Genomic DNA, 23733 nt, shown 5'->3' on the forward strand with positions numbered 1-23733 from the left:
CGAGTTAAAATGAAAACCTCAAGGTAGACCAAAAACTACATGTCAGCTTCCCCCGGCGGGGCCGGGCGCGTTCAACAGTCGTTTACACGAATCAGTTTCGCATAACATACTGTAGATTCGCTATACGCACCAGCCGATACCCCCATACAGCCCGACTTACACGGCGTTCTGCATTTTAAAGGCTATATCTTCTGATTCGCATTTTGTGATTTGTATATTTTTCGGTCAAGCAACCTGTGTGATGACAAATTGCTTTATTTTCATTTAAAACAACAAATTAACCATTCAGTTGATTTTCTACATATACGAACTAGCTTTTACTGTATAAAAACACAGTATTGAGCAGGACTTATATGAGATTACAAGAACGCTTTCAAATTGCCATTCGCTCTGCCGGTTACTCTCTGTCTACCGAGCGCAGCTACTGGGATTGGATTAAACGCTTTATAAAATTTCATAAAATGCGCCATCCCGATTTACTGACTGGTGATGATGTCCGTGATTTTCTCACTCATCTGGTAATGAAAAAACACGTTGCTGTCAGTACTCAGGAGCAGGCATTGAGTGCCCTGGTCTTTTTGTACAAGCAAGCGCTCGGGCGCGACAGTTTAACAATCAATGACTGGTTAAAAGCAAAACGCCCAAAAGAACGCCCGGTTGTGTTGTCGGTTACGGAAGCTAACTCTGTTTTGTCCTGTCTCAAAGGGACACATTATAAGTTACAACCATAACTGAAAAGCACGCTACCGCCCGTCACTTGTACTTCTGCCTTTGACAGGCATCCGGGAGCAGATTATGAAACAGCTCAACAGCAATTTTCAGGTTATTTTTTAATCGATACATTAGCCGTGTCTGATAAAAAAACCGAACCAACGTATCAAATAAAACACCTGAATTGAAGTAGCCTAAACCACTATTCCATTAACTTTGAACCTTATTTTTCTGAACAGTCGACTCGATAATCCGGTTAAACGGCGGCAGAGAGTTCATGATCATCTGACCATACCTGGCGGTAACCAGCCGTCGATCCATAATCGTGATGCGACCACGATCCTGCTCCGTCCGCAATAGACGACCACAAGCCTGTATCAGGCGGATCGCCGCATCCGGCACGGTAATTTCCATAAACGGATTCCGCCCCTGGGCTTCCAGCCACTCAGAGAGTGCGGCCTCCACAGGGTCGTCCGGTACTGCAAAAGGAATCTTGGCAATAATCACGTGTTCGCAATAATGACCGGGTAAATCTATCCCTTCTGCCAGGCTGGCAAGACCAAACAGGATGCTGACCTTGCCATCATCAATCTGCTGGCGGTGCTTCTTCAACAACTCCTGTCTTGAATAGTCATCCTGCAGCAGGATCTTCTCCTGCCAACAGGCATCCAGACCAAAGTGCACATCCTTCATCTGCCGACGGGATGAGAACAGTACCAGCATCCCTTTTGGGCGATCATCACCGGACAGTAACTCTGGTAGCAGCTCGATAATCTCGACAGTATGATCTTCCGCATTCCGTGGGTCTGAGGCCATGGCCGGTATTACCAGAGAAGCCGCCTCACCATGCAGAAATGGACTGGGCACTACCACACAGCGAGACTGTGCAGGCACTCCGGAGCGCATCCGGAACCGGTCGAAGCTGCCCAGAGCGGCCAGGGTTGCCGAGGTAACAATGGCTGCATGAGCAGGATTCCACAGCGTCTGCCATAAGGTCATGGAAGACATGATCGGGCTGCTGAAAACCTCCAGTTCTTCACCAAAAGCACCTTCGCTCCATTTCAACCAGCGGGCGCTGGGCGGCTCTCCCTCCGGATCTTTGATGGTGTAGGTCAGCCAGAGTTGAAAATGGCTCTCCATACGTGACTGCATGCCACCGATTTCAGGATAGAGCTGTTCCGCCTGCCAGCGATCAATACCGGGAACATCGCCGTCCATTGCATCGTCCAGGGCTTTGGCTATCTTTTCCAGCATACCGCTGCACTTGCTGAAACCGGCTTTCAACCGTTCCGCCTGTTGTCGTAATGGTTCAGGCACAATGCCCTGGGGAAAGCGGTAATAAGCGACCTGACTCTCCCCCTGGGTGGTAAATTGTGTCTTTGGTTCAAACCGGGCAATGCTGTGCAGCATCTCCCGGGTATGACCCAGGGCATTGATCAGGGCATCAAACTCAGGCTGAATTCGCTCCAGCAATTCACCCAGCTCTCCCGGCAGGGTCTGCTGGGTCAGAATCTTCTGCAGATGTCGTCCGGCTTTCTCCAGCCAGCTGGCCGTGCCCTTGACTCTGGACTGACAGGTAAAATGATCAATGGCTTTATCTGGCAGGTGGTGGCCTTCATCAAACACATAGATGGCATCCTTTGGCTCAGGGAGGATCGCACCGCCTCCCAACGCCAGATCCGCCAGCACAAGGTCGTGGTTGGCAACCACAACATCGGCATGCTCAAGATCACCCCGGGCTTTATAAAATGGGCACTGCCGGAAATAACCACAACGACGTCCGCTGCATTGGGCATGGTCAGTGGTAATGGTTCGCCACTGTTGGTCTTCCAGGGCATCAGGCCAGCTGTCACGGTCACCTTCCCATTTGGCAGCGGCAAATGCTTCCAGCATACTCTGGTATAGCGCCAGGGAGGACTGATCGTTTTCCAGGGTGTAACCATCGTAGGCGAACATATCCATTAACGAGGCAGTCGCTTCCTCTTCCTGAAGCAGCCGGTCCAGCTTACTCAGACAGGCATAACGCCCACGCCCCTTGGCCAGGGTGTAAGAGAACTTGAGTCCGGTTTTTAAAATAATGTCCGGCAGATCTTTATTAATGACCTGTTCCTGAAGGGTCACGGTGGCCGTGGCAATGACCAGACGTTTTTTCGCAGCCTGAGCCATCACCACCGCAGGTAACACATAACCCACGGTTTTTCCGGTGCCTGTACCGGCTTCAATCACGGTAACGGAGGGGTCGGAGATTCTGTGGCCTTCACTGTCGGTGTTAATATCTCCAAGTGCTCGGGCAATCTCGGCAATCATCTGCTTCTGCCCCGGTCGGGCCTTTAGCTTTTTACTCTCCAGAAAAGCACTGTACGCTTTCTGGATGGCTCTCTTCTGGGGTTCGTCAAGCACAATGCCTATCGCTCTGTTGGAGTAGCTGGTTTAAATAGGCTGATTGTATCCTGTTTCATCACACTGCACAGCGGTGAATACCACAAACTCTATTCAATAAACGATACGGCAACCGGGAGTAAAATTCAGAATCCTGACTCTCCCGGGTTTTAAACGGATCAAATTAGACTCGACATTGACAAAGGTAAAGGATCAGAATCTTCAAAATCAAACAATTCTCTGATGTCAGTGTGTTTGATCTCATTCAATATATCCATTATCCGCACTGGTTCCGGGTTCAGGTCCGTTTTATTATCCCGTGTGGCGGCACGATAGATGTCGACAGGTAAAGAGACCACACTGCCAGCCAGCCCAATAACAGCAAAAGCAGCCGCAGCAACCGCACCAAGTGCGACTCCGGCAGGAACGGCGAGCAAAAAACTCGCATAAAATCCGATAAGAAAACCCGTATCGCCCGGTGATTCCTCAGAGCCCGGAAAAAATAAACATTGAATTAATCGACCAACGGTACTGCCAATAATGTCACCGGCTAAACCACAAATGCCACCGACACTGATTATCGGCGCAAAAAGCCCAGCTTGTGCACCTATACCCGCTATTTTCAGAATCCGATTTTTGGCGGCAGAAAATGGGTAGATTAAACGATCTTTAAGTGAGGGCTTTTCATCGAATGATCGGTTATTTTCAGTCTGTCTTATGGCATCGGATTCAGTGGCCGTCCTTCCATCAAATTGACCGTCTGTACGGTTGGGGATGGATCCTGAGACCGTTGAATCAAACTGCCCGGTAATGTTACTTATAGCCTGCATGAGATCCCTCCATGGATTTCAATAAGATTGATTAAAAATAATTTCTGACTTTATTTAAGTACTGCATCAAATCCTACAGCAGGTTTATCCCCTGATCCCATAACAACAGGGTTATAAATACTGACAGAAAAGCAAACAATTAAGTAAAAAATAAAAAAAGGACACCCACTAGGAGGTTGACCGAGAATAGCACCCGAAGCGAGGATGGCAGAAAATTGAGGATAAAAAGTCGGAAATTTTTAGACCAATTTGCTGCCACCGCAGTAGGGCAGTCTATTCTCGGTCAGCCTCCTAGTCCCAGTCAACAAACTGGCTGAGTTCAGGCATTTTGATATCATCCCATATATCCATTACCCGCACTTGCTTTGGGTTCAGGTCTGCTTTGTCAGCCAGTGTCATGCCATGATAGATATCAAACGGTGAAGCCAGCACGCTGCCAGCCAGACCAACAACAGCAAAAGCAGTCGTAGTAAACACACCTAGAACAACGGCGGCAGGAATGGATAGCAAAATTCCTGTATACAATCCGAGTAAAGCACCAACTTCACCCGGTGGGATATTAGAGTTCGGAAAGAATAAACTTTTAATTAATCCACCAACGGTATTGCCAATAATTTCACCGGCTCCGACACAGATAGCACTTGCAGCGTACATCGGCGGATAAACTCCAGCTTGTGCACCTATAACAGCCATGTTCAGTACCCGATTTCTGGTGACATAAAATGGATAGATTAAACGATCTTTAAGTGAGGGTGTTTGATCGAATGATCGGTTATTTCCAGTCTGTCTTGTGGCACCGGATTCAGTGGTCGACCTTCCCTCAAATTGACCGACAGCACGCTTGCGGGTGGGGCCTGTGACCGTTGGATCAAACTGTCCGGAAATTTTGCCTATAGCTGGCATAAGACACCTCCATAGATTTCGATAAGATTGATCAGAAATAATTACTGACTTTATTTCAGAGCATTTGCTGCACTAAAATACTTCAGCAGGTTTATCCCCTGCTCCCATAACAGCAGGGTTATAAATACTGACAGAAAAACAAACAATTAAGTTCTTAACAGCCTTTAGCTTTACAGCTCTTGCGGCAATAGGTCAGGGCCTGTTAACGTTTCGCTGTAAGTTCAGCAAAGAAACGTCAACAACCCCTGACCCGGATATTGATGTCCTGACTTAAAATTTTGTTCATGCGTTTTGCATATACCGTTTTCGGGTAGTTACCATGTCCATTAACCCCTCACATTGCCCCTGTGGCTCCGGAAAAACATTCATCGAATGTTGCCAGCCTTATATTCAAGGGAAGCCAGCCCCAACAGCGGAAACATTAATGCGCTCCCGTTATACGGCTTACACACTGAGCAATATTCCCTACCTGGTTGCCACAACACACCCCGGGCAACAGGAAACCATCAAACAGCAGAAAGTCTACCAGCAATCAAACGGTACGCTGTGGCAAAGGCTCGAGGTTGTCGATACAGAGGCAGGACAAGCGGCGGATCAATCGGGCATGGTTGAATTCAAGGCCTGGTTCAGGGAGTCACTCTCAGGCCCTGAACAAATTCACCATGAACGCTCTTCTTTTATTAAAAAAGAAGGGCTCTGGTATTTTGTCTACCCCAAAATGGCACTGGTCAAAACAGAAAACGCGGGCAGAAATGATCCCTGCCCCTGCGGCAGTGGCAAGAAGTATAAAAAATGCTGCGCACCATAAAGACGACAACTTTTCCGAGCTATCATAAGTACTTACCGAGAATCAATAGACAGAAATCAAAGAACTTGACACTCAAACATGGTAGCATCACCTACCTCATCAGGTTGCTTCGACAAACGTAATAACCTGACAGGCAAATTCTCGGCTTGCCATTCATGGTTAAGCGAGTCAAACCAGTCAGGGGACAACATGGGAATGCTGTCCGGACTGAATATAACAGCCATGAACGAGAAGTACGGTTCAGAAGCGATCAGGTCTGCCCGGGGAACTGACCCGGGATCCGCCAGAGCTGATGTTCACTGCCCACCTCTTGTTGCCATGGTAAAAAAAGCTCAAATCAAGAGGACTGACAATGACCATTTTCAAAAAACTGGGACTTGCCATTCTGGGGGCAGGCTTTGCAGCTATCTCCTCCACTGCCAGTGCAGCCCCATCCAGCCAGCAGTTTGTCACCATTGGTACCGGCGGTGTAACCGGCGTTTACTACCCAACCGGTGGCGCTATCTGCCGCCTGGTGAATAAGGGACGCAAAGAGCATGGCATCCGCTGTTCGGTAGAAAGTACCGGTGGTTCTATTTACAACCTGAACACCATCCGTGCCGGTGAGCTCGATATGGGTATCGTCCAGTCGGACTGGCAGTTCCACGCCTACCGGGGAACCAGCGCTTTTGAACAGCAAGGTGCCAACAAAGACCTGCGGGCGATTTTCTCGGTACACCCGGAAGCCTTTACCATTCTGGCCAGGGCAGATGCCGGCATCAGCACGTTTGAAGACCTGAAGGGGAAGCGCGTCAACATCGGTAATCCGGGCTCCGGTCAGCGTGGCACCATAGAACAGCTGATGAAACTGTATGGCTGGACACACGACAGCTTCTCCCTGGTTTCCGAACTGAAAGCAGCCGAACACGCCAAGGCACTCTGTGACAACAAGATTGACGCCTTTGTCTATACCGTTGGCCATCCATCCGGATCTTTCAAGGAAGCCACCACCTCCTGTGATACCGTACTGGTCTCTGTTGCAGGCGATAAAGTCAACCAGTTGATCAAAGACAACCCTTACTACCGCACTGCAACCATCCCCGGTGGCATGTATAAGGGCAACGATAAAGACGTTCAGACCTTTGGTGTGGCGGCAACCTTTGTCTCCTCCACGGCGGCCAGCGAAGCAGCTGTCTACCAGGTGACCAAGGCCGTATTTGAAGATCTGTCCACCTTCAAAAAACTGCACCAGGCCTTTGGTACCCTGAAAAAAGAAGAGATGGTGTCTGATGGCCTCAGCATCCCGCTGCATGAAGGTGCCAGACGTTACTATCAGGAAGCAGGTCTTCTCTAAACTTTTTTTCCCTAATCCGGGAAGGTGTAGCAACACCTTCCCAAATGCAGGTTGTCATCATCCAGAGTGCTGCCTGAATTCTGCATGATGACCTATACAGCCCTCACCCAACAAGGGTCACAGGGCTGCACGGGGAAGCAGTGTCGTTTTTTGTTACCTCATGGATATTCCGCTTCCCCCCATTTTTATAAGGCCATGAGCCATTGGCTGAAGAATGCATCATTTCCAGAGCGCATAACTTCAATAACAACAGGTATATTATGGAAGCAGTAAACAGCGCCAAGCTGAATAATTCAACAGCAGGCTCCACCCGCTCTGCTGAACAAATGGTTAACCAGTCCGAACAGGGTGGCCGCCAACCCATTGGCAAATCCAGACTGGTATTACTGAGCACAGCCCTCGGCTGGTCACTGTTTCAGCTGTGGAATGCATCACCTCTGCCGTATATTTTCAATATTGGCATATTTAACGATGGTCAGGCCCGGGCAATCCATCTCGCCTTTGCCATTTTCCTGGCATTTATTGCCTTCCCTGCCAGGAAAAAATCGTTTACCCATCAGGTACCCGTGACTGACTGGCTATTTGCACTGACTGGCAGCTTCTGCGCCGCCTACCTTTATATTTTCCACCAGGCGCTGGCGACCCGTGCCGGGGCTCCCGTTATCCCGGATCTGGTTACGGCAGGTGCAGGTATGCTGCTTCTGCTGGAAGCAACCCGCCGGGCACTGGGACCGCCACTGATGGTGGTTGCGGCGGTTTTTATCACCTATGCCTTTGCCGGTCCTTATATGCCGGATGTGATCGCCCACAAAGGTGCCAGTCTCAACAAGGCGCTGTCGCACTTCTGGATCACCACTGAAGGTGTCTTTGGTGTTGCCCTGGGAGTTTCCACCAGCTTTGTTTTCCTGTTTGTTCTGTTTGGTTCACTGCTGGAAAAGGCCGGTGCCGGTAATTACTTCATTCAGGTGGCATTTTCTCTGCTGGGCCATCTCAAAGGTGGGCCTGCCAAGGCTGCTGTCGTGTCATCCGGCCTGAGCGGTGTGGTTTCCGGCTCGTCCATCGCCAACGTGGTCACCACCGGAACCTTCACCATTCCCCTGATGAAACGTGTCGGCTTTCCCGCTCACAAGGCCGGTGCCATTGAAGTTGCCGCCTCCACCAATGGACAACTGACGCCGCCTATTATGGGCGCTGCGGCGTTCCTGATGGTGGAATATGTTGGCATCTCTTATATCGATGTTATTCGCCACGCCCTGTTACCCGCCGCAATTTCCTATATTGCCCTGTTTTATATTGTCCATCTTGAAGCCCTGAAAGCGGGCATGCAGGGACTGCCAAGAAGCGTCACCCGCACCAAGACTCAGGCACTGATGTCATTCACGGGCTCGTTTGCCGGACTCTGTCTGCTGGGCGCTGGCGTCTATTACGGTGTTGGCTGGACCAGACAGTATATGGGAGAGCACGCCCTCTGGATCATCACGCTGGCATTGCTGGCCAGTTATCTGATACTTCTGAAAGTGGCTGCCAGGCAACCTGATCTCATCAACAATATTGAAGATGAGATACGCAGCACTCCGGTACCCGGACCAACCATCAAGCGCGGTCTCTATTATTTGCTGCCCCTGGTGGTTTTATTGTGGTGTCTGACCGTTGAACGCTACTCCCCTGGCCTCTCTGCCTTCTGGGCAACCCTGGTCATGGTTTTCATCACACTGACCCATAAAACCCTGATTGATCTGTTCCGGAAGGAGCAAACCACCACGCATCTCAAAGAGGGCTTTCTGGATCTGTTTGACGGGATGACTACCGGGGCCCGGAATATGATCGGCATCGGTGTTGCCACTGCAACCGCCGGTATTGTTGTGGGTGCGGTGACGCTGACCGGTGTTGGTCTGGTAATGACCGAGTTCGTGGAATGGATTTCTGCTGGCAGTATCATTCTTATGCTTCTCTTCACCGCCATTATCTGTCTGGTGCTGGGCATGGGGCTGCCAACCACCGCTAACTATATTGTGGTATCCACCCTGATGGCACCGGTTATCGTAACCCTGGGCGCACAACATGGACTGATCGTGCCTCTGATTGCGGTCCATCTGTTTGTGTTCTACTTCGGTATTCTGGCGGATGATACTCCGCCTGTGGGTCTGGCTGCTTTTGCCGCTTCGGCCATTGCACAGTCGGACCCGATCAAGACCGGTATCCAGGGTTTCACCTACGATATCCGCACCGCTGTCCTGCCGTTTATGTTTATCTTTAATACCGAGTTGCTGCTGATCGGCGTTGACAGCCTTGCACAACTGGCGATTGTCGTCTTTGGTGCCATTGCGGCCATGCTGGTGTTTGCTACCGCAACCCAGGGCCACTGGTTAGTGAAAAACCGCTGGTACGAAACCCTGGGCATGCTGCTGATCGCCTTTACCCTGTTCAGGCCAGACTTCTGGTGGGATAAGGTTTACCCTCCCTATGAAACCTATGCAGGCCGTAACATTGTTGCCCAGGTTGAAGCACTGCCGGACCAGGCTGATGCGCGGCTATGGGTCGCTGGAGAAACCCTGGAAGGTAAATCGGTTAATCAGATGGTTATTCTCCCCGCTGGCGACCAGGCCACGGCTGATGACCGGTTCCGCCACATGGGGCTCGAGGTTCTGGTTGATGGGGATGACCTGACCATCGACATGGTTGACTTCAACAGCGAGGCCCAGCAGGCCGGTATTGATTTTGACTGGCAGATTTATCGTATGGAAGTTCCGGCAGAGCGACTGCCAAAACAACTGACCTGGATACCCGCCTTTATTCTGCTGTTGTTCATTTTCCTTGGGCAAAGACGCCGACAGGGCCAGTGCAGCTAAGGAATTGTCGTGGAATAAGTTCCGCATGGCAGAAAGCCGGTTGTTTTACTCCGCTGTCATTCCCTGTGCAGGATGACAGCGAAGTGAGCCGGTGGGTTTTCCCTGCCTGCGATGGAGGATTTTTGGCAAGGGCAAAGAGGATGTAATTTCTGTACCCAGGTTGAAATTTCATGTCATTGAAATCAAAAAATGGTAGCAGATCTGAAAATTTTTCCCCCGCCGGGTCATTGCCTTTCCAATGCTCTTTCATCAGGAGTATATGGAAGAGTTCCATAACACAGCATTTCACATCAGCAGCATCGTTTATTATGCCTTTGTCTGAATGCCTCTTGGCCAGGTAATCCAACGTTTGCAGATTGATGGGATTGTCCTTGACAGCCTGGTCATCGCTGGAACCTGACCAGCCCTGACGTTGCCCCCTTCCTGGCCAAAGAGAAGGATAACGATGGCCATACGGCTCCGACAAGGCTACAGAGTATAGCCGCACAGAATGCAAGAAACTTCTTAAAGACTATGGAGCCCAACCATCGAGCTGCCTTCTATTCTAAAGTGAGCAATAAAATTGAGTGGAGAACCGATTCTTGATTATTTCAAACCTCCACCTCACACTGCGCCAGGCTCGGCGCAGATCCTTTTATCTCTTCTGAATAAATGCCTTCTGGCCAACACCCACAGATTCACCTTTGACGGGTAATAACCGAACCATCCCGAAGCTCTGCCTGACTGGTGCCATTGCCGTTATTAGCGGTAATGGTGGCGACGATTCGCGCCCCTTCAGGAATCAGCGCCTTGAACTGTTGCCAGATATTCGTGTCTGCCATTGCTTGCATTCCGGATAAACGTTCACTGTCTTGTGAAAATCGGTTCCGTACCTGACTTTTGGATTTAACGACATACGTCTTGTTAAAAAATTCTGTTTTTGTGGAACTTACCCTGCTGATTTTTTGTCCTACTCGGAGTTTTGAGTCAAATAGCGGGCTAAAGTAATGAATAGTGTCGGTGTAAACGGGGCAGATGTTCGCTTTAACTGTTCTTCTATCTGTATAAATGACGAACATATCAGAGGACAATTTGGTGGACACTCACTGGTGGAAACCTCTTGTAAACCACAAGGTCACGTTTTCCACCTGGGATGCATCACCCGACACCTTGATGAGCAGAGTGAAACAAGTCTTGATCAACGCCTATGCAGTGAATGCGAGCAAACGGCACTGCCACTGATTCGTAAGGACGGGGAAAGCGTCGATGACGACGAATCACCTTATTGTGAATCCCGAATGCTTAATGTCTGCCGTAGCGGTAATCTGAGAAAGCTGAACTGTTATCTGGACAAAGACAAGACGTTGGCCAATCAGCCTTACCGCTCGGCGCTCACCGGTCATCCTGAATACCTGTTAGCTGTCGCCTTAAAGCACCAACATACGAATTTAGCCTGGACTCTGATCGACCACGGTGCCGATGTCAATGCCGCCGATCATCAGGGTGAGACGCCCCTGCACACTGCTGCCAGAAAAGGTTATTGGGAATTTTTCATTTACCTGAATCCGACAGAGATCAATGCCGCCGATGGGGAAGGTCAAACACCGCTGCATATCACCGCTGCCAATGGGGATAAAACATGCCTGAAAAAACTCATTGAAAAGGGAGCGAAGGTAAATGCCACCAATAATAACGGCGAAACAGCCCTGCATATAGCTACCAAAATCAGCAAAACCAAGGGCCGTCAACAATGTGCTGCCATGGGCATAGATATCACTGGAACCCTTATTAATGGCAAGACCTTCGAACACTATACCATCGAAAAAGAAAACGACATTGGGTGTCTGCGTGAGCTTGCTGATAACATAGGAGTGGACATTAATGCCCGTGATAACGACGGTATCACACCTTTAATGATAGCGGCCCTTTGGGGCAAATTAGATCACCTGACTTATTTGCTTGAAAGAGCGGATTTCAATATCGCTGATAACAGCGGCAATACGGCATTGCATTTAGCCGCTTGTTGGGGGCAAACCGATTGCCTGAGAAAACTGCTTGATAAGAAAGTGGATGTCAATGTCAAAACACATACAGATGGTGCTACGCCCCTGCATATGGCCGCTCAGAACGGCCACATAGAGTCCGTCAAGGAGCTGCTGAAAAATGATCAAACCTCAGTCAATGAACAGATGAACGATGGCTGTACGGCTCTACACTTGGCTACTCGTAATGAACACACAGAGATCGTCAGGGCATTTAAGGAAATTGCCTCCATGCGCATCCGAGTTGATGTCAAGAATAACAATGGCGATACGGTTCTCCAGGAAGCTGTTCGTCAAGGCCACACAGAGACCGTCAATGCATTGCTGGAAATTGTGGCCAAAGAGAAGGATAAATATGGCCAGACGGCTCTCCACGTCGCCGCTCTTAAAGGCCACACAGAGGCCATCCAGAGATTGCTGACCATTGACCCCTCCCTGGCCAAAGAGAAGGATAACGATGGCCGCACGGCTCTCCACGCCGCTGCTCTTACGGGCTGCACAGGGTCCATCCAGACATTGCTGACCATTGACCCCTCCCTGGCCAAAGAGAAGGATAACGATGGCCAGACGGCTCTCCACGCAGCTGCTTCTAATGGCCACACAGAGGCCATCCAGACATTGCTGACCATTCCCTCCTCACTGGCCAAAAAAAAGAAGGAGAAGGATAATTCAGTCCGGACGGCTCTCGCAGCTGCTGTTAACACAACTGCTTTTGCAGTCCACACAGAGGCCACCCAGTCATTGCAGACCATTGACCCCTCCCTGGCCAAAAAGAAGGAGAAGGATAAGTCAGTCCGGACGGCTCTCGCAGCTGCTGTTAACACAACTGCTTTTGCAGTCCACACAGAGGCCACCCAGCCATTGCAGACCATTGACCCCTCTCTGGCCAAAGAGAAGGATAACGATGGCCAAACGGCTCTCCACACAGCTGCTCTTTCTGGCCACACAGAGGCCATCCAGACATTGCTAACCATTGCCCCCTACCTGGCTAAAGAGAAGGATAACAATGGCCGCACGGCGCTCCACATAGCTTCTTTTAAAGGCCACACAGAGGCCATCCAGGCATTGCTTTGACCCCTCCCTGGCCAAAAAGAAAGATAAATATGGCGAAACGGCTCTCGACTTGGCTATCATGTCTGGCCGCACAGAGTGCAAGAAACTTCTTGAAGACTATGGAGCCCAACCATCGGGCTGCCTTCTAAAGTGAGCAATAAAATTGAGCGGAGAACCGATTCTTGATTATTTCAAACCTTCACCTCATACTGCGCCGGGCGCGGCGCAGTATCTTTTATCTCTTCTGAATAAATGCCTTCTGGCCAACGCCCACAGATTCACCTTTGACGTTCATAACCGAACCATCCCGAAGCTTTGCCTGACTGGTGTCATTGCCGTTATTAGCGGTCATGGTGGCTACAACCCGCGCCCCTTCAGTAATCAGCGCCTTGAACTGTTGCCAGATATTTGTGGTTGCCATTGCTTGTATTCCGGATAAACGATCATTGTCTTGTGAAAGTTGGTTCCGTACCTGACTTTTGTATTTAACGACATACGTTTTGTTAAAAAATTCTTTTCCTGTTTTTTGTGGAACTTAATCTGCTGATTTTTGTCCTACCCCCAGTTTTGAGTCAAATGGCAGGCTAAAGCGATGGATGGTGTCGGTAGAAACGGGGCAGATGTCCGCTTTAATTGTTCTTCTATCTGTATAAACGACGAACATATCAGAGGACAATTTGGTGGACACTCACTGGTCGAAACATCTTGCAAACCGGAACCCCACGTTTTCCACCTGGGGTGCATCACCCGACATCTTGACAAGCAGAGTGAAACAAGTCTTCATAAACGCCAATGCAGTGAATGCGGGCAACCGGCACTGCCACTGATTCGTAAGGACGGGGAAAGCGTCGATGACGACGAATCACCTTATTGTGAATCCCGGATGCTTAATGTCTGTCGTAGCGGTAATCTGAGCACGCTGAACTGTTATCTGGAGAAAGACAAGACGTTGGCCAATCAGTCTTACCGCTCGGCGCTCACCGGTCATCCTGAATACCTGTTAGCTGTCGCCTTAAAGCACCAGCATACGGATTTAGCCCGGACTTTGATCGACCACGGTGCCGATGTCAATGCTGCCGATCATCAGGGTGAGACGCCCCTGCACACTGCTGCCAGAAAAGGTGATTGGGAATTTTTCAATTACCTGAACAATCCGACAGAGATCAATGCCGCCGATGGGAAAGGTCAAACACCGCTGCATATCACCGCTGCCAATGGGGATAAAACATGCCTGAAAAAACTCATTGAAAAGGGAGCGAAGGTAAATGCCACCAATAATAATGGCGAAACAGCCCTGCATATAGCCACCAAAATCAGCATAACCAAGGGCCGTCAACAATGTGCTGCCATGGGCATAGATATCACTGGAACCCTTATTAATGGCAAGACCTTCGAACACTATACCATCGAAAAAGAAAACGACATTGGGTGTCTGCGTGAGCTTGCTGATAACATAGGAGTGGACATTAATGCCCGTGATAACGACGGTATCACACCTTTAATGATAGCGGCCCTTTGGGGCAAATTAGATCACCTGACTTATTTGCTTGAAAGAGCGGATTTCAATATCGCTGATAACAGCGGCAATACGGCATTGCATTTAGCCGCTTGTTGGGGGCAAACCGATTGCCTGAGAAAACTGCTTGATAAGAAAGTGGATGTCAATGTCAAAACACACATAGATGGTGCTACGCCCCTGCATATGGCCGCTCAGAACGGCCACATAGAGTCCGTCAAGGAGCTGCTGAAAAATGATCAAACCTCAGTCAATGAACAGATGAACGATGGCTGTACGGCACTCCACTTGGCTGCTTCTGGGGACCACACAGAGGCCATCCAGACATTGCTGGCCTTTGACCGCTCCCTGGCCAAAGAGAAGGATAACGATGGCCAGACGGCTCTCCACTTAGCTGCTTATAAAGGCCACACAGAGGCCATCCAGACATTGCTGACCATTCCCTCCTCCCAGGCCAAAAAGAAGGAGAAGGATAAGTCAGTCCGGACGGCTCTCACAGCTGCTGTTAACGCAACTGCTTTTGCAGTCCGGACGGCTCTCGCAGCTGCTGTTAACGCAACTGCTTTTGCAGTCCACACAGAGGCCACCCAGCCATTGCAAACCATTGACCCCTCCCTGGCCAAAGAGAAGGATAACGAAGGCCAAACGGCTCTCCACAAAGCAGCTTCTCAAGGCCACACAAAGGCCATCCAGACATTGCTGAAGATTGACCCTTCCCTGGTCAAAGAGACGGATAACTTAGGCCGGATGGCTGTCCACTTAGCTGCTGATGAAAGCCACATAGAGGCCATCCAGATATTGCAATCCTCTCTATGGGAAAAATAACGGTGGCCAGACGGCTCTCTACTTGGCTTACAGCCATCGTTACCCCGCCTGCCAAAAACTCCTTATTAAAAAAGGAGCACATTAATAGCCCTGCCTTCTACAGTGAGCAATAAAGTAGAGGAACATAAGTAATCAATGGCCGGTAGTGGAGTTGTCCTTGCGTACTGCAACTCTGGTCAGACTCTCAATTTTTAACAAATTCTGTCATTTATTATGCCAAATTCTTATGAAGAAACCGGTGCCGGGCCTTGAATCTTGACTGTTTCAAACCTCCACCTCATACTGCGCCAGACTCGGCGCGGCCCCTTTGATCTCCCCATCCTGAATAAATACTTTTCCCCAACACCCACAGACTCCTCTTCAACCGTAATAACCGAACCATCCCAAAGCTCTGCCTGACTGGTGCCATTGCCGTTATTAGCGGTCATGGTGGCTACAACCCGCGCCCCTTCAGTAATCAGCGCCTTGAACTGTTGCCAGATATTTGTGGTTGCCATTGCTTGTATTCCGGATAAACGATCACTGTCTAGTGAAAATTGGTTCCATGGCTGACTTTTGATTTAAACGACAATCTTCTTGTTAAAAATTCTGTTTTTTGTGGAACTTACCCTGCTGATTTTTTGTCGTACTCGAAGTTTTGAGTCAAATGGCAGGCTAAAGCGATGGATGGTGTCGGTAGAAACGGGGCAGGTGTCCGCTTTAATTGTTCTTCTATCTGTATAAATGACGAACATATCAGAAGACAATTTGGTGGACACTCACTGGTCGAAACATCTTGCAAACCGGAGCCCCACATTTTCCACCTGGGGTGCATCACCCGACACCTTGACAAGCAGAGTGAAACAAGTCTTCATAAACGCCGATGCAGTGAATGCGGGCAACCGGCACTGCCACTGATTCGTAAGGACGGGGAAAGCGTCGATGACGACGAATCACCTTATTGTGAATCCCGAAGGCTTAAAGTGGATGTCAATGTCAAAACACATACAGATGGTGCTACGCCCCTGCATATGGCCGCTCAGAACGGCCACATAGAGTCCGTCAAGGAGCTGCTGGAAAATTATGAAACCCCAGTCAATGAACAGATGAACGATGGCTGTACGCCTCTCCACTTAGCTGCTCGTAATGGTCACACAGAGATCGTCAGGGCATTTAAGCAAATTGCCCCCATGCGCATCCAGGTTGATGTCAAGAATAACAATGGTGATACGGCTCTCCACGAAGCTGCTCGTCAAGGCCACACAGAGACCGTCAATGCATTGGTGGAAATTGACCGCTCCCCACTGCTGGCCAAAGCGAAAAATAACGATGACGAAACGGCTCTTCATTTAGCTGCTCGTCAAGGCCACACAAAGGCCATCAAGGCATTGCTGACCATTGCCCCCTCCCTGGCCAAAGAGAAGAATAAGAATGGCCAAACGGCTATCCCTCTCCACTACGCTGTTTATAATGGCCAAACAGTGGCCATCCAGACATTGCTGAACTTTGACCCCTCACTGGCCAAAGAGAGGGATAACGATAGCTGGACGGCTCTCCACTTCGCTGCTCATAAAGGCGAAACAGGGGCCATACAAGCATTGCTGACCAATGCCCCCTCCCTGGCCAAAGAGAAGGATAAATATGGCCAGACGGCTCTCCACGTCGCTGCTTTTAAAGGCCACACAGAGGCCAGCCAGACATTGCTGAACTTTGCCCCCTCATTGGCCAAAGAGAAGGATAACGATGGCTGGACGGCACTCCACAAAGCTGCTGATGAAGGCCACACAGAGGCCATCCAGACATTGCTGGACTTTGACCCCTCACTGGCCAAAGAGAAGACTAACGATGACCAAACCGCTCTCCACGCCGCTGCTCGAGGCCACACAGAGGCCATCCAGACATTGCTGAACTTTGACCCCTCAATTGCCAGAGAGAAGGATAAATATGGCAGAACGGCTCTCGACTTCGCTGCTATTTGGGACAGCACAGTGGCCATCCAGGCATTGCTGAACTTTGACCGCTCACTGGCCAAAGAGCAGGATAACAATGGCCAAACGGCTCTCCACTACGCTGCTGAAAAAGGCCACACAGAGGCCATCAATACATTGCTGGCCTTTGACCGCTCCCTGGCCAAAGAGAAGAATAAGTTTGGCGATACGGCTCTCCAATGGTCTGCTGCTAAAGGCCACACAGAGGCCATCCAGACATTGCTGGACTTTGACCCCTCACTGGCCAAAGAGAAGACTAACGATGCCCAAACGGCTCTCCACGCCGCTGCTCGTAAAGGCCAAACAGAGGCCATCCAGACATTGCTGGACTTTGACCCTTCACTGGCCAAAGAGAAGGATAACAATGGTCAAACGGCTCTCCACTACGTTGTTTATGATGGCCAAACAGAGGCCATCCAGACATTGCTGGACTTTGACCCCTCACTGGCCAAAGAGAAGGATCACAATGGCCAAACGGCTCTCCACGCCGCTGCTCGTAAAGGCCAAACAGAGGCCGTCCAGGTATTGCTGGACTTTGACCCCTCACTGGCCAAAGAGCAGGATAACAATGGCCAAACGGCTCTCCACTACGCTGCTCGTAAAGGCCAAACAGAGACCATCCAGGCATTGCTGAACTTTGCCCCCTCACTGGCCAAAGAGAAGGATAACAATGGCCAAACGGCTCTCCACACCGCTGCTCTTAAAGGCCAAACAGAGGCCATCCAGATATTGCTGACCATTGCCCCCTCCCTGGCAAAAGAGAAGGAGAACTCAGGCGGAACGACTCTCCAATTCGCTGCTTATAGTGGCCAAACAGAGGCCATCCAGACATTGTTGGACTTTGCCCCCTCACTGGCCAAAGAGAAGGATCACAATGGCCAAACGGCTCTCCACGCCGCTGCTCGTAAAGGCCAAACAGAGGCCATCCAGACATTGTTGGACTTTGCCCCCTCACTGGCCACTGGCCAAAGAGAAGGATCACAATGGCCAAACGGCTCTCCACGCCGCTGCTCGTAAAGGCCAAACAGAGGCCATCCAGACATTGCTGGACTTTGACCGCTCACTGGCCAAAGAGAAGGATAACGATGGCTGTACGGCTCTCCACGAAGCTGCTTATCAAGGCCACACAGAGGTCATCCAGACATTGCTGAAATTTGACCGCTCCCTGGCCAAAAAGAAGGATAGAGATGGCTTGACGGCTCTCGACTGGTCTGCAGCTAAAGGCCACACAGAGGCCATCCAGACATTGCTGGCCTTTGACCGCTCCCTGGCCAAAGAGAAGAATAAGTGTGGCAATACGGCTCTCCACTGGTCTGCTGCTAAAGGCCACACAGAGGTCATCCAGGCATTGCTGGACTTTGACCCCTCACTGGCCAAAGAGAAGGATAACAATGGCCAAACGGCTCTTCACGCCGCTGCTCTTAAAGGCCAAACAGAGACCATCCAGATAATGCTGACCATTGCCCCCTCCCTGGCCAAAGAGAAGGAGAACTCAGGCGGAACGGCTCTCCACTTCGCTGCTTATAGTGGCTAAACAGAGGCCATCCGGGCATTGCTGAACTTTGGCCGCTCCCTGGCCAAAAAGAAGGATAGAGATGGCTTGACGGCTCTCCACTGGTCTGCTGCTCAAGGCCACACCGAGGCCATCCAGACATTGCTGGCCTTTGACCGCTCCCTGGCCAAAGAGAAGGATAACTATGGCTGGACGGCGCTCCACGCAGCTGCTCTTAAAGGCCACACAGAGGCCATCCGGACATTGCTGGCCTTTGACCCCTCCCTGGCCAAAAAGAAAAGTAACTTTGGCCGTACGGCTCTCCACAAAGCTGCTGAAAAAGGCCACAAAGAGGCCATCCAGACATTGCTGGACTTGGACCCCTCCCTGGCCAAAGAGAAGGATAAAGACGGCCAAACAGCTCTCGACAAAGCTGCTGAAAAAAGCCACACAGAGGCCATCCAGACATTGCTGGCCTGTGACCGCTCCCTGGCCAAAGTTAAGGATAAGAATTGCGAAACGGCGCTCAATTTAGCTAAGGGCTTCAAAGAGACTGCCAAGGTATTAATGTCCTTTGCTGCTGTTTCCCAGGCCGATCATGAAAAAGGCAACAGTACGCTCACAACCAACGTGAAGAACGACGATACCAAAAAAGCTGACAAAACAGCTCAGGCTGGCTCTGTTGCCACTAACGATCCTGCCCCGACTGATAGTAAAACTGCGGTTGACTCTCGTAAAGAGTCATTCAATGAAGGCCCGGATACTGACCCGGAACCACGGGAACTGTCAACAATTGAGTCTCCCGCTATCAGCGAAAACAGAACTGCTCTGGCTGATTCTGCTGCTGAGGAGGACAGCATAGTATTACCGCAGGAATATCCGTCCCCAGGGGAAGCCAAAGACGTTGATGAGCTTGGGAAAACAAAGCTGCACCGTGCGGCTGAGAAGGGTGACTTTTCGGAAGTGTATTCTCTAAGCTTTAAAGAGAATATCAACCAAACTGACAACAGTGGAAGAACAGCGCTGCATTATGTTGCTGAGAAGGGCCACTTAAGTTGTGTGATATCTCTTATTGAAGCTAATAACAACCAAACTCACAACAGTGGGATAGATAATAAGAACCAAACTGACAAAAGTGGGAAAACAGCGCTGCATTATGCTGCTGAGAATGGGCACAAAAAATGTCTGGAACATCTAATCTCTGAAGTGAATATGAACCAAACTGACGACAGTGGGAAAACAGCGCTGCATTATGTTGCTGAGAAGGGCTTCAAATCATGTCTGAAAGAACTATTCTCTAAAGATAATATCAACCAAACTGACAAGAGTGGAAAAACACCGCTACATTACCCAATTTTATACAAGCATGAGGAATTTCTGGAAAAATTATGTAAGAAGTACGTTAAGCATTTCTCGCCCGAAAATATCAGTCATGCCCTGCGATTAGCCATCGATAAAGATTATTACAACAAAGATACTACAGAGTTACTGGTCAATAGGATACGCCTGGAAGATCAGGACGAAACTGACTGTAAAACACTCCTGCATTACGCTGCAGAAAAAGGCAACATAAATTACCTGGAAAAATTTCTGGAGAAAGCGAAAAGAGAAGGGAAATTGGCAAAATCCATCAATCTTCCAGATCATAAAACGAGGATACCCCTGCACTATGCAGCCGAGGAAAAGCACAGTAATTGTCTTCAGTTACTACTGAAGAAAGAACTCAAAGAATTAACATGCATCGATGCTGAAGATGAAAATGGTGACACGCCACTGCTCCTGGCTGATACTGATGCATGCGTAAGAGAGCTGATAGAGGCTAAAGCTGATGTACATAAGAAAAATAACAGAGGTATAACGCTACTGCATCGTATAGCCATGTCAGAGTTGAGAATTAATTGGCTGAAAGAAAATTACAAATGGTCTAAAGATATTAATAAAACTGACAAGGACGATAATACTCCGCTGCACTATGCAGCTTATAACGGTAATATAAGATTTCTTGAAGAGATCTGTAAAAAAGGATATAAAAATATACATAAATATTTCACTACTAATAATAAACGAGGTGTTTCACCACTACTTTTTACTATTCATAATGACAACAGAAACGAAAGCATGATAAAAATGATGAAAACCGAAGAAATAAAAGATAATAGTCCAGAGCTTTCGAGGTTATTTTTGTATGCTGCAGCTTATGGCAAAAACGATTGCCTGGAAAGGTTTTTTGATGAAAAGTTTAACGAAAAAATAAATATCAATCTCCAAGTTCAGAATAGTGGTATGACTGCTTTGCACTATGTCATTATAAAAAAATGTTGGAACCACAATAGTTCTAAGGAGGTTCAAGGATATGAAAAATGTCTTGAGTGCATACTCTCCAAGTTCGATGACGTAGACATCAATCTCCCAGATAACCAAGGCATGACACCATTACATTTGGCTGCCGAGGCAGACGATATTTATTGCCTGAAAATGTTGCTAGACCCAGAGAAACGCAAAGTTAAAATCAAAGTTAAAATCAATGCTATTGATGACCAAGGCAAGACACCATTACATTTGGCTGCCGAGGCAGGCAATATTCAGTGCCTGATAGGGTTGTTAGACCAAATAAAACACCCAGTTAATATCAATGCTGAGGATAAGCAAAACAATAAACCCCTGGATTTGGCTAAACATCCTGTTTGCCAAGAGGCCCTGCAGGAGGACTGGAATAATCTCAACGAATGTGAACGCAAAAATAAAGGTGAGTATTATCTCAACAAATATTTTAAAGGACAAACCTGTCAGACCAACGACCAAAATGAAAATACTCACAGTCAAAGTAAACCAGTTGACTTATCAGATGGTTCTATTCGCTATCAAGAAAAAGTATTTATAAATAATCAATTAGTTGATCGCCTTGGTAAAATTAAAGAAAAGTATCCAGAATTGAATTTTATCCCTTGCCCTGAAGTTGACTCCTTTTTTGTTTTAGCAAAGAATTTTGTTGGTAAAATTATTAAAGGCAGCGATAAAGATGCAATTTTCGGCTACTCCGGAATTAGAGGAAACCTCAATACCAAAAATCCTGAAAACTGGAAACAAATCTTTGTTCCCGTACACCTTATACCTGGATTTAAACCTAATTATAACTTAATACTGGATGGCTGTCCTTTCCATATTGAAGGCACCAAAGGTAAAATTATTGAATTCTTGGATAAATATAAAAGATTGCATTTTACGGCAAAAAGTATTGACAAAAAAGAGCAATCAAAAGCCAGAGTCAGTGTGAATATAAAGTTATGTGTGCTTGATTGTGATCTGCCAGAAAATCTGCCAAAGAAAATGGTGCGCAAGCTTTTCGTAGCTGCAATTCAGGACGCTTCTGGCCTACCAATACCATTAGACTTTATTGAGGAAATTATTGAAAATGTGGATTTACAAAGCTTGCTTAAGAAAATTCCTGATGCTGTTAACATTATTAAGAAAATACTTCAGGAGGAACTTCAGAAGGAAGCTGTTAACACCGCAGAAGAAATGCAGGAAAATCTTAGTAGCGAAACAGCAGAACAACTTAAAAAAACAGCATCCAAAAAAATCAAAAGCGTCATCAATAAAATTCGCAATGAATTAGAAAGCCTCAACGAAACTGATGATATTTACAAATCATTGTCAAAAAATAATTTTGAGGTTTGCAGTGGCCCCATCAATTTACTGCATAACATCAAGAAAGATCAGAAAATTCACATTGAATTTGACCGGCTTGAGTCATCAAACAGCCCCGCCCGTTTACAGATCAACTCAACTGGCAGCCAGGTAGAGTTCAAAGATCTATCTGAAGCATTGAAGACGATTTTTGAAATTTAACTTTAGAGTTTTTATGAAACGGTTAGTCTGCAATAAAATAAAAACCGGTTCTTTGGTGCAGTTATCAACCGTCTGTATTTTTTATATCAGTTGGGTAATAACAAAGCCAGAAACAACCAGCACTCCAATCAGAGTAAATCAGGGTCATTAGGTCTTTCATTTTGCATAACACTTGTCGTTTATGGTGATAAACAAGATATTTGCAAAATGAAAGACCTGATGGAATGGCCCGCCCCGCTCCCAAAACGGCTTCAAATGAGCCAAAACAGGATGAGTTTGGTAGGACATCATTCAAAATAAGAAACGGAGTGAACCATCCATGGGCAAGATTAACAAATCAGGAACTAATCAAAAAGACCAGGTTGCTTTTCTCGGAATTGAACTGAGCAAAAAGAGTTTCCAGCTACATGGTGTTTGATGCCAAAGGTCATGTGGTTCATTTAAAAATGGCAGGGAAATGGCTGCCTGGCTGGGCTTGGTGCCAAACCAGCAATCGACCGGTGGTGTGCCCACGTTGCTGGGGATCAGTAAACGGGGCAATACTTACCAGCGAACCCTGTTGACACACAGTGGCAGAACCGTTGTCAGGGTAGTCGACAAACACGACGATCGCCGTAATAACTGGATTAAAGAGCTTGATCAGCGTAGGGGCAAGAATATAACAGCAGTGAGTGACTGTTGCCAATAAAAACGCTCGCATTGCCTGGGCTGTGTTAACCTGGAAAGAGCCTTACAAGGCAGCAGCATGAACACAGGTATTTCAATATTAAACAGTTGTCGTTAGACAAGAAAAGCAAAAGCGATTAATCAGTGTAAGAAGCCTGCAACGAGTTGCGCTCCCTTGAACCTGGCCGGGGTCAGGGTCCGTAGAGGCCGAAGACCTGATGAGGTGGGAGTGAGCGGACTCCATCAGGGCCAGAGGCATTGAGACCTCTGTTTTCAGAAATTATGAATACGTCAGTTTTCAGGCTGTGGCAGTTGACGTGTATTCATCTGGAGTAGCTGCAGCGGTGCGCTATCCAGTAACACATCCCACAGCCAGGCTGCCTGACAAAACAGGTCAGGCTTCCCTGATACCGGTTGCCTGGAACTTTACCGGGCTGACAAGGTCGTACTCTATTGTTGTCATCCCCAAACGATTCTCCAATTGGAAACAGGGAGGACCTCCAAACAAACCATGCAGTCACCTTCCTCCTC

General features: G+C 48.4%; 17 protein-coding genes and 1 pseudogene. 11 read left to right on the forward strand and 7 right to left on the reverse strand.

Annotated features, from left to right (window positions below):
• Positions 1–353: 353 nt before the first annotated feature.
• Positions 354–731 carry a phage integrase N-terminal SAM-like domain-containing protein gene (locus tag J7439_RS22385; RefSeq protein WP_209204271.1) on the forward strand — a complete coding sequence of 126 codons (378 nt, stop codon included), beginning with the start codon at positions 354–356 and terminating at the stop codon, positions 729–731.
• 190 nt (positions 732–921) lie between these two features.
• Here the strand turns inward: J7439_RS22385 and dinG are convergent, their stop codons facing one another.
• From dinG to J7439_RS22400, 3 genes are all read right to left on the reverse strand, one after another.
• Complete coding sequence (gene dinG, locus J7439_RS22390; protein ID WP_209204272.1) at positions 922–3111, reverse strand: ATP-dependent DNA helicase DinG; 2190 nt, start codon at positions 3109–3111, stop codon at positions 922–924.
• 158 nt (positions 3112–3269) lie between these two features.
• Positions 3270–3920 carry a hypothetical protein gene (locus J7439_RS22395; RefSeq protein WP_209204273.1) on the reverse strand — a complete coding sequence of 217 codons (651 nt, stop codon included), beginning with the start codon at positions 3918–3920 and terminating at the stop codon, positions 3270–3272.
• Between the two features lie 291 nt (positions 3921–4211).
• A complete protein-coding gene (locus J7439_RS22400) occupies positions 4212–4823 on the reverse strand; it encodes a hypothetical protein (RefSeq protein WP_209204274.1) in 612 nt (203 codons plus the stop codon).
• Positions 4824–5142: 319 nt separating this feature from the next.
• Here J7439_RS22400 and J7439_RS22405 point away from each other — a divergent pair, with 319 nt between their 5' ends.
• From J7439_RS22405 to J7439_RS22415, 3 genes are all read left to right on the forward strand, one after another.
• Positions 5143–5631 (forward strand): YchJ family protein, encoded by a 489-nt coding sequence (locus tag J7439_RS22405; RefSeq protein WP_209204275.1) that lies wholly within the window; start codon positions 5143–5145, stop codon positions 5629–5631.
• 352 nt (positions 5632–5983) lie between these two features.
• Positions 5984–6964, forward strand: a complete 981-nt coding sequence (locus J7439_RS22410; RefSeq protein WP_209204276.1) for a TAXI family TRAP transporter solute-binding subunit — start codon at positions 5984–5986, stop codon at positions 6962–6964.
• A gap of 260 nt (positions 6965–7224) precedes the next feature.
• Entirely contained in the window at positions 7225–9813 is a 2589-nt protein-coding gene (locus J7439_RS22415; RefSeq protein WP_209204277.1) for a TRAP transporter permease, read from the forward strand.
• On the opposite strand, the gene J7439_RS22420 is transcribed toward J7439_RS22415, so the two are convergent.
• Positions 9770–10309 (reverse strand): hypothetical protein, encoded by a 540-nt coding sequence (locus tag J7439_RS22420; protein WP_209204278.1) that lies wholly within the window; start codon positions 10307–10309, stop codon positions 9770–9772. The two genes, J7439_RS22415 and J7439_RS22420, sit on opposite strands and share 44 nt — an antisense overlap.
• 181 nt (positions 10310–10490) lie before the next feature.
• The gene (locus tag J7439_RS22425) at positions 10491–10634 is read right to left on the reverse strand and encodes a hypothetical protein (RefSeq protein ID WP_209204279.1); all 144 of its coding nucleotides are present in this window, start codon (positions 10632–10634) and stop codon (positions 10491–10493) included.
• Positions 10635–10799: 165 nt separating this feature from the next.
• Between J7439_RS22425 and J7439_RS22430 the strand changes: the two genes are divergently transcribed.
• Positions 10800–12908, forward strand: coding sequence for an ankyrin repeat domain-containing protein (locus tag J7439_RS22430; RefSeq protein ID WP_209204280.1), 2109 nt, complete (start codon positions 10800–10802; stop codon positions 12906–12908).
• Between the two features lie 214 nt (positions 12909–13122).
• Here the strand turns inward: J7439_RS22430 and J7439_RS22435 are convergent, their stop codons facing one another.
• On the reverse strand, positions 13123–13308 hold the full coding sequence (locus J7439_RS22435) for a hypothetical protein (protein ID WP_209204281.1): 186 nt from the start codon (positions 13306–13308) through the stop codon (positions 13123–13125).
• Positions 13309–13479: 171 nt separating this feature from the next.
• Here J7439_RS22435 and J7439_RS22440 point away from each other — a divergent pair, with 171 nt between their 5' ends.
• Positions 13480–15228, forward strand: a complete 1749-nt coding sequence (locus J7439_RS22440) for an ankyrin repeat domain-containing protein (protein ID WP_209204282.1) — start codon at positions 13480–13482, stop codon at positions 15226–15228.
• 224 nt (positions 15229–15452) lie between these two features.
• Here J7439_RS22440 and J7439_RS22445 read toward each other — a convergent pair whose 3' ends face one another.
• Complete coding sequence (locus J7439_RS22445; protein ID WP_209204283.1) at positions 15453–15725, reverse strand: hypothetical protein; 273 nt, start codon at positions 15723–15725, stop codon at positions 15453–15455.
• A 165-nt stretch (positions 15726–15890) separates the two neighbouring features.
• Here J7439_RS22445 and J7439_RS22450 point away from each other — a divergent pair, with 165 nt between their 5' ends.
• From J7439_RS22450 to J7439_RS22470, 5 genes and pseudogenes are all read left to right on the forward strand, one after another.
• Entirely contained in the window at positions 15891–18212 is a 2322-nt protein-coding gene (locus tag J7439_RS22450) for an ankyrin repeat domain-containing protein (RefSeq protein WP_209204284.1), read from the forward strand.
• On the forward strand, positions 18139–18729 hold the full coding sequence (locus J7439_RS22455) for an ankyrin repeat domain-containing protein (protein WP_209204285.1): 591 nt from the start codon (positions 18139–18141) through the stop codon (positions 18727–18729). Before J7439_RS22450 ends, J7439_RS22455 begins: the two co-directional genes overlap by 74 nt.
• A 9-nt stretch (positions 18730–18738) precedes the next feature.
• Positions 18739–22536: an ankyrin repeat domain-containing protein gene (locus J7439_RS27320; RefSeq protein WP_353623105.1), complete on the forward strand. Its 3798-nt coding sequence runs from the start codon at positions 18739–18741 to the stop codon at positions 22534–22536.
• Between the two features lie 439 nt (positions 22537–22975).
• Positions 22976–23119 (forward strand): annotated as a pseudogene (locus tag J7439_RS27580) (transposase); the annotation flags it as partial.
• Between the two features lie 427 nt (positions 23120–23546).
• The coding region (locus J7439_RS22470; protein WP_209204288.1) for a hypothetical protein at positions 23547–23733 on the forward strand (187 nt) is incomplete at its 3' end.

Source organism: Salinisphaera sp. G21_0 (genome assembly GCF_017744115.1).
Lineage (GTDB): Bacteria > Pseudomonadota > Gammaproteobacteria > Pseudomonadales > Endozoicomonadaceae > Endozoicomonas.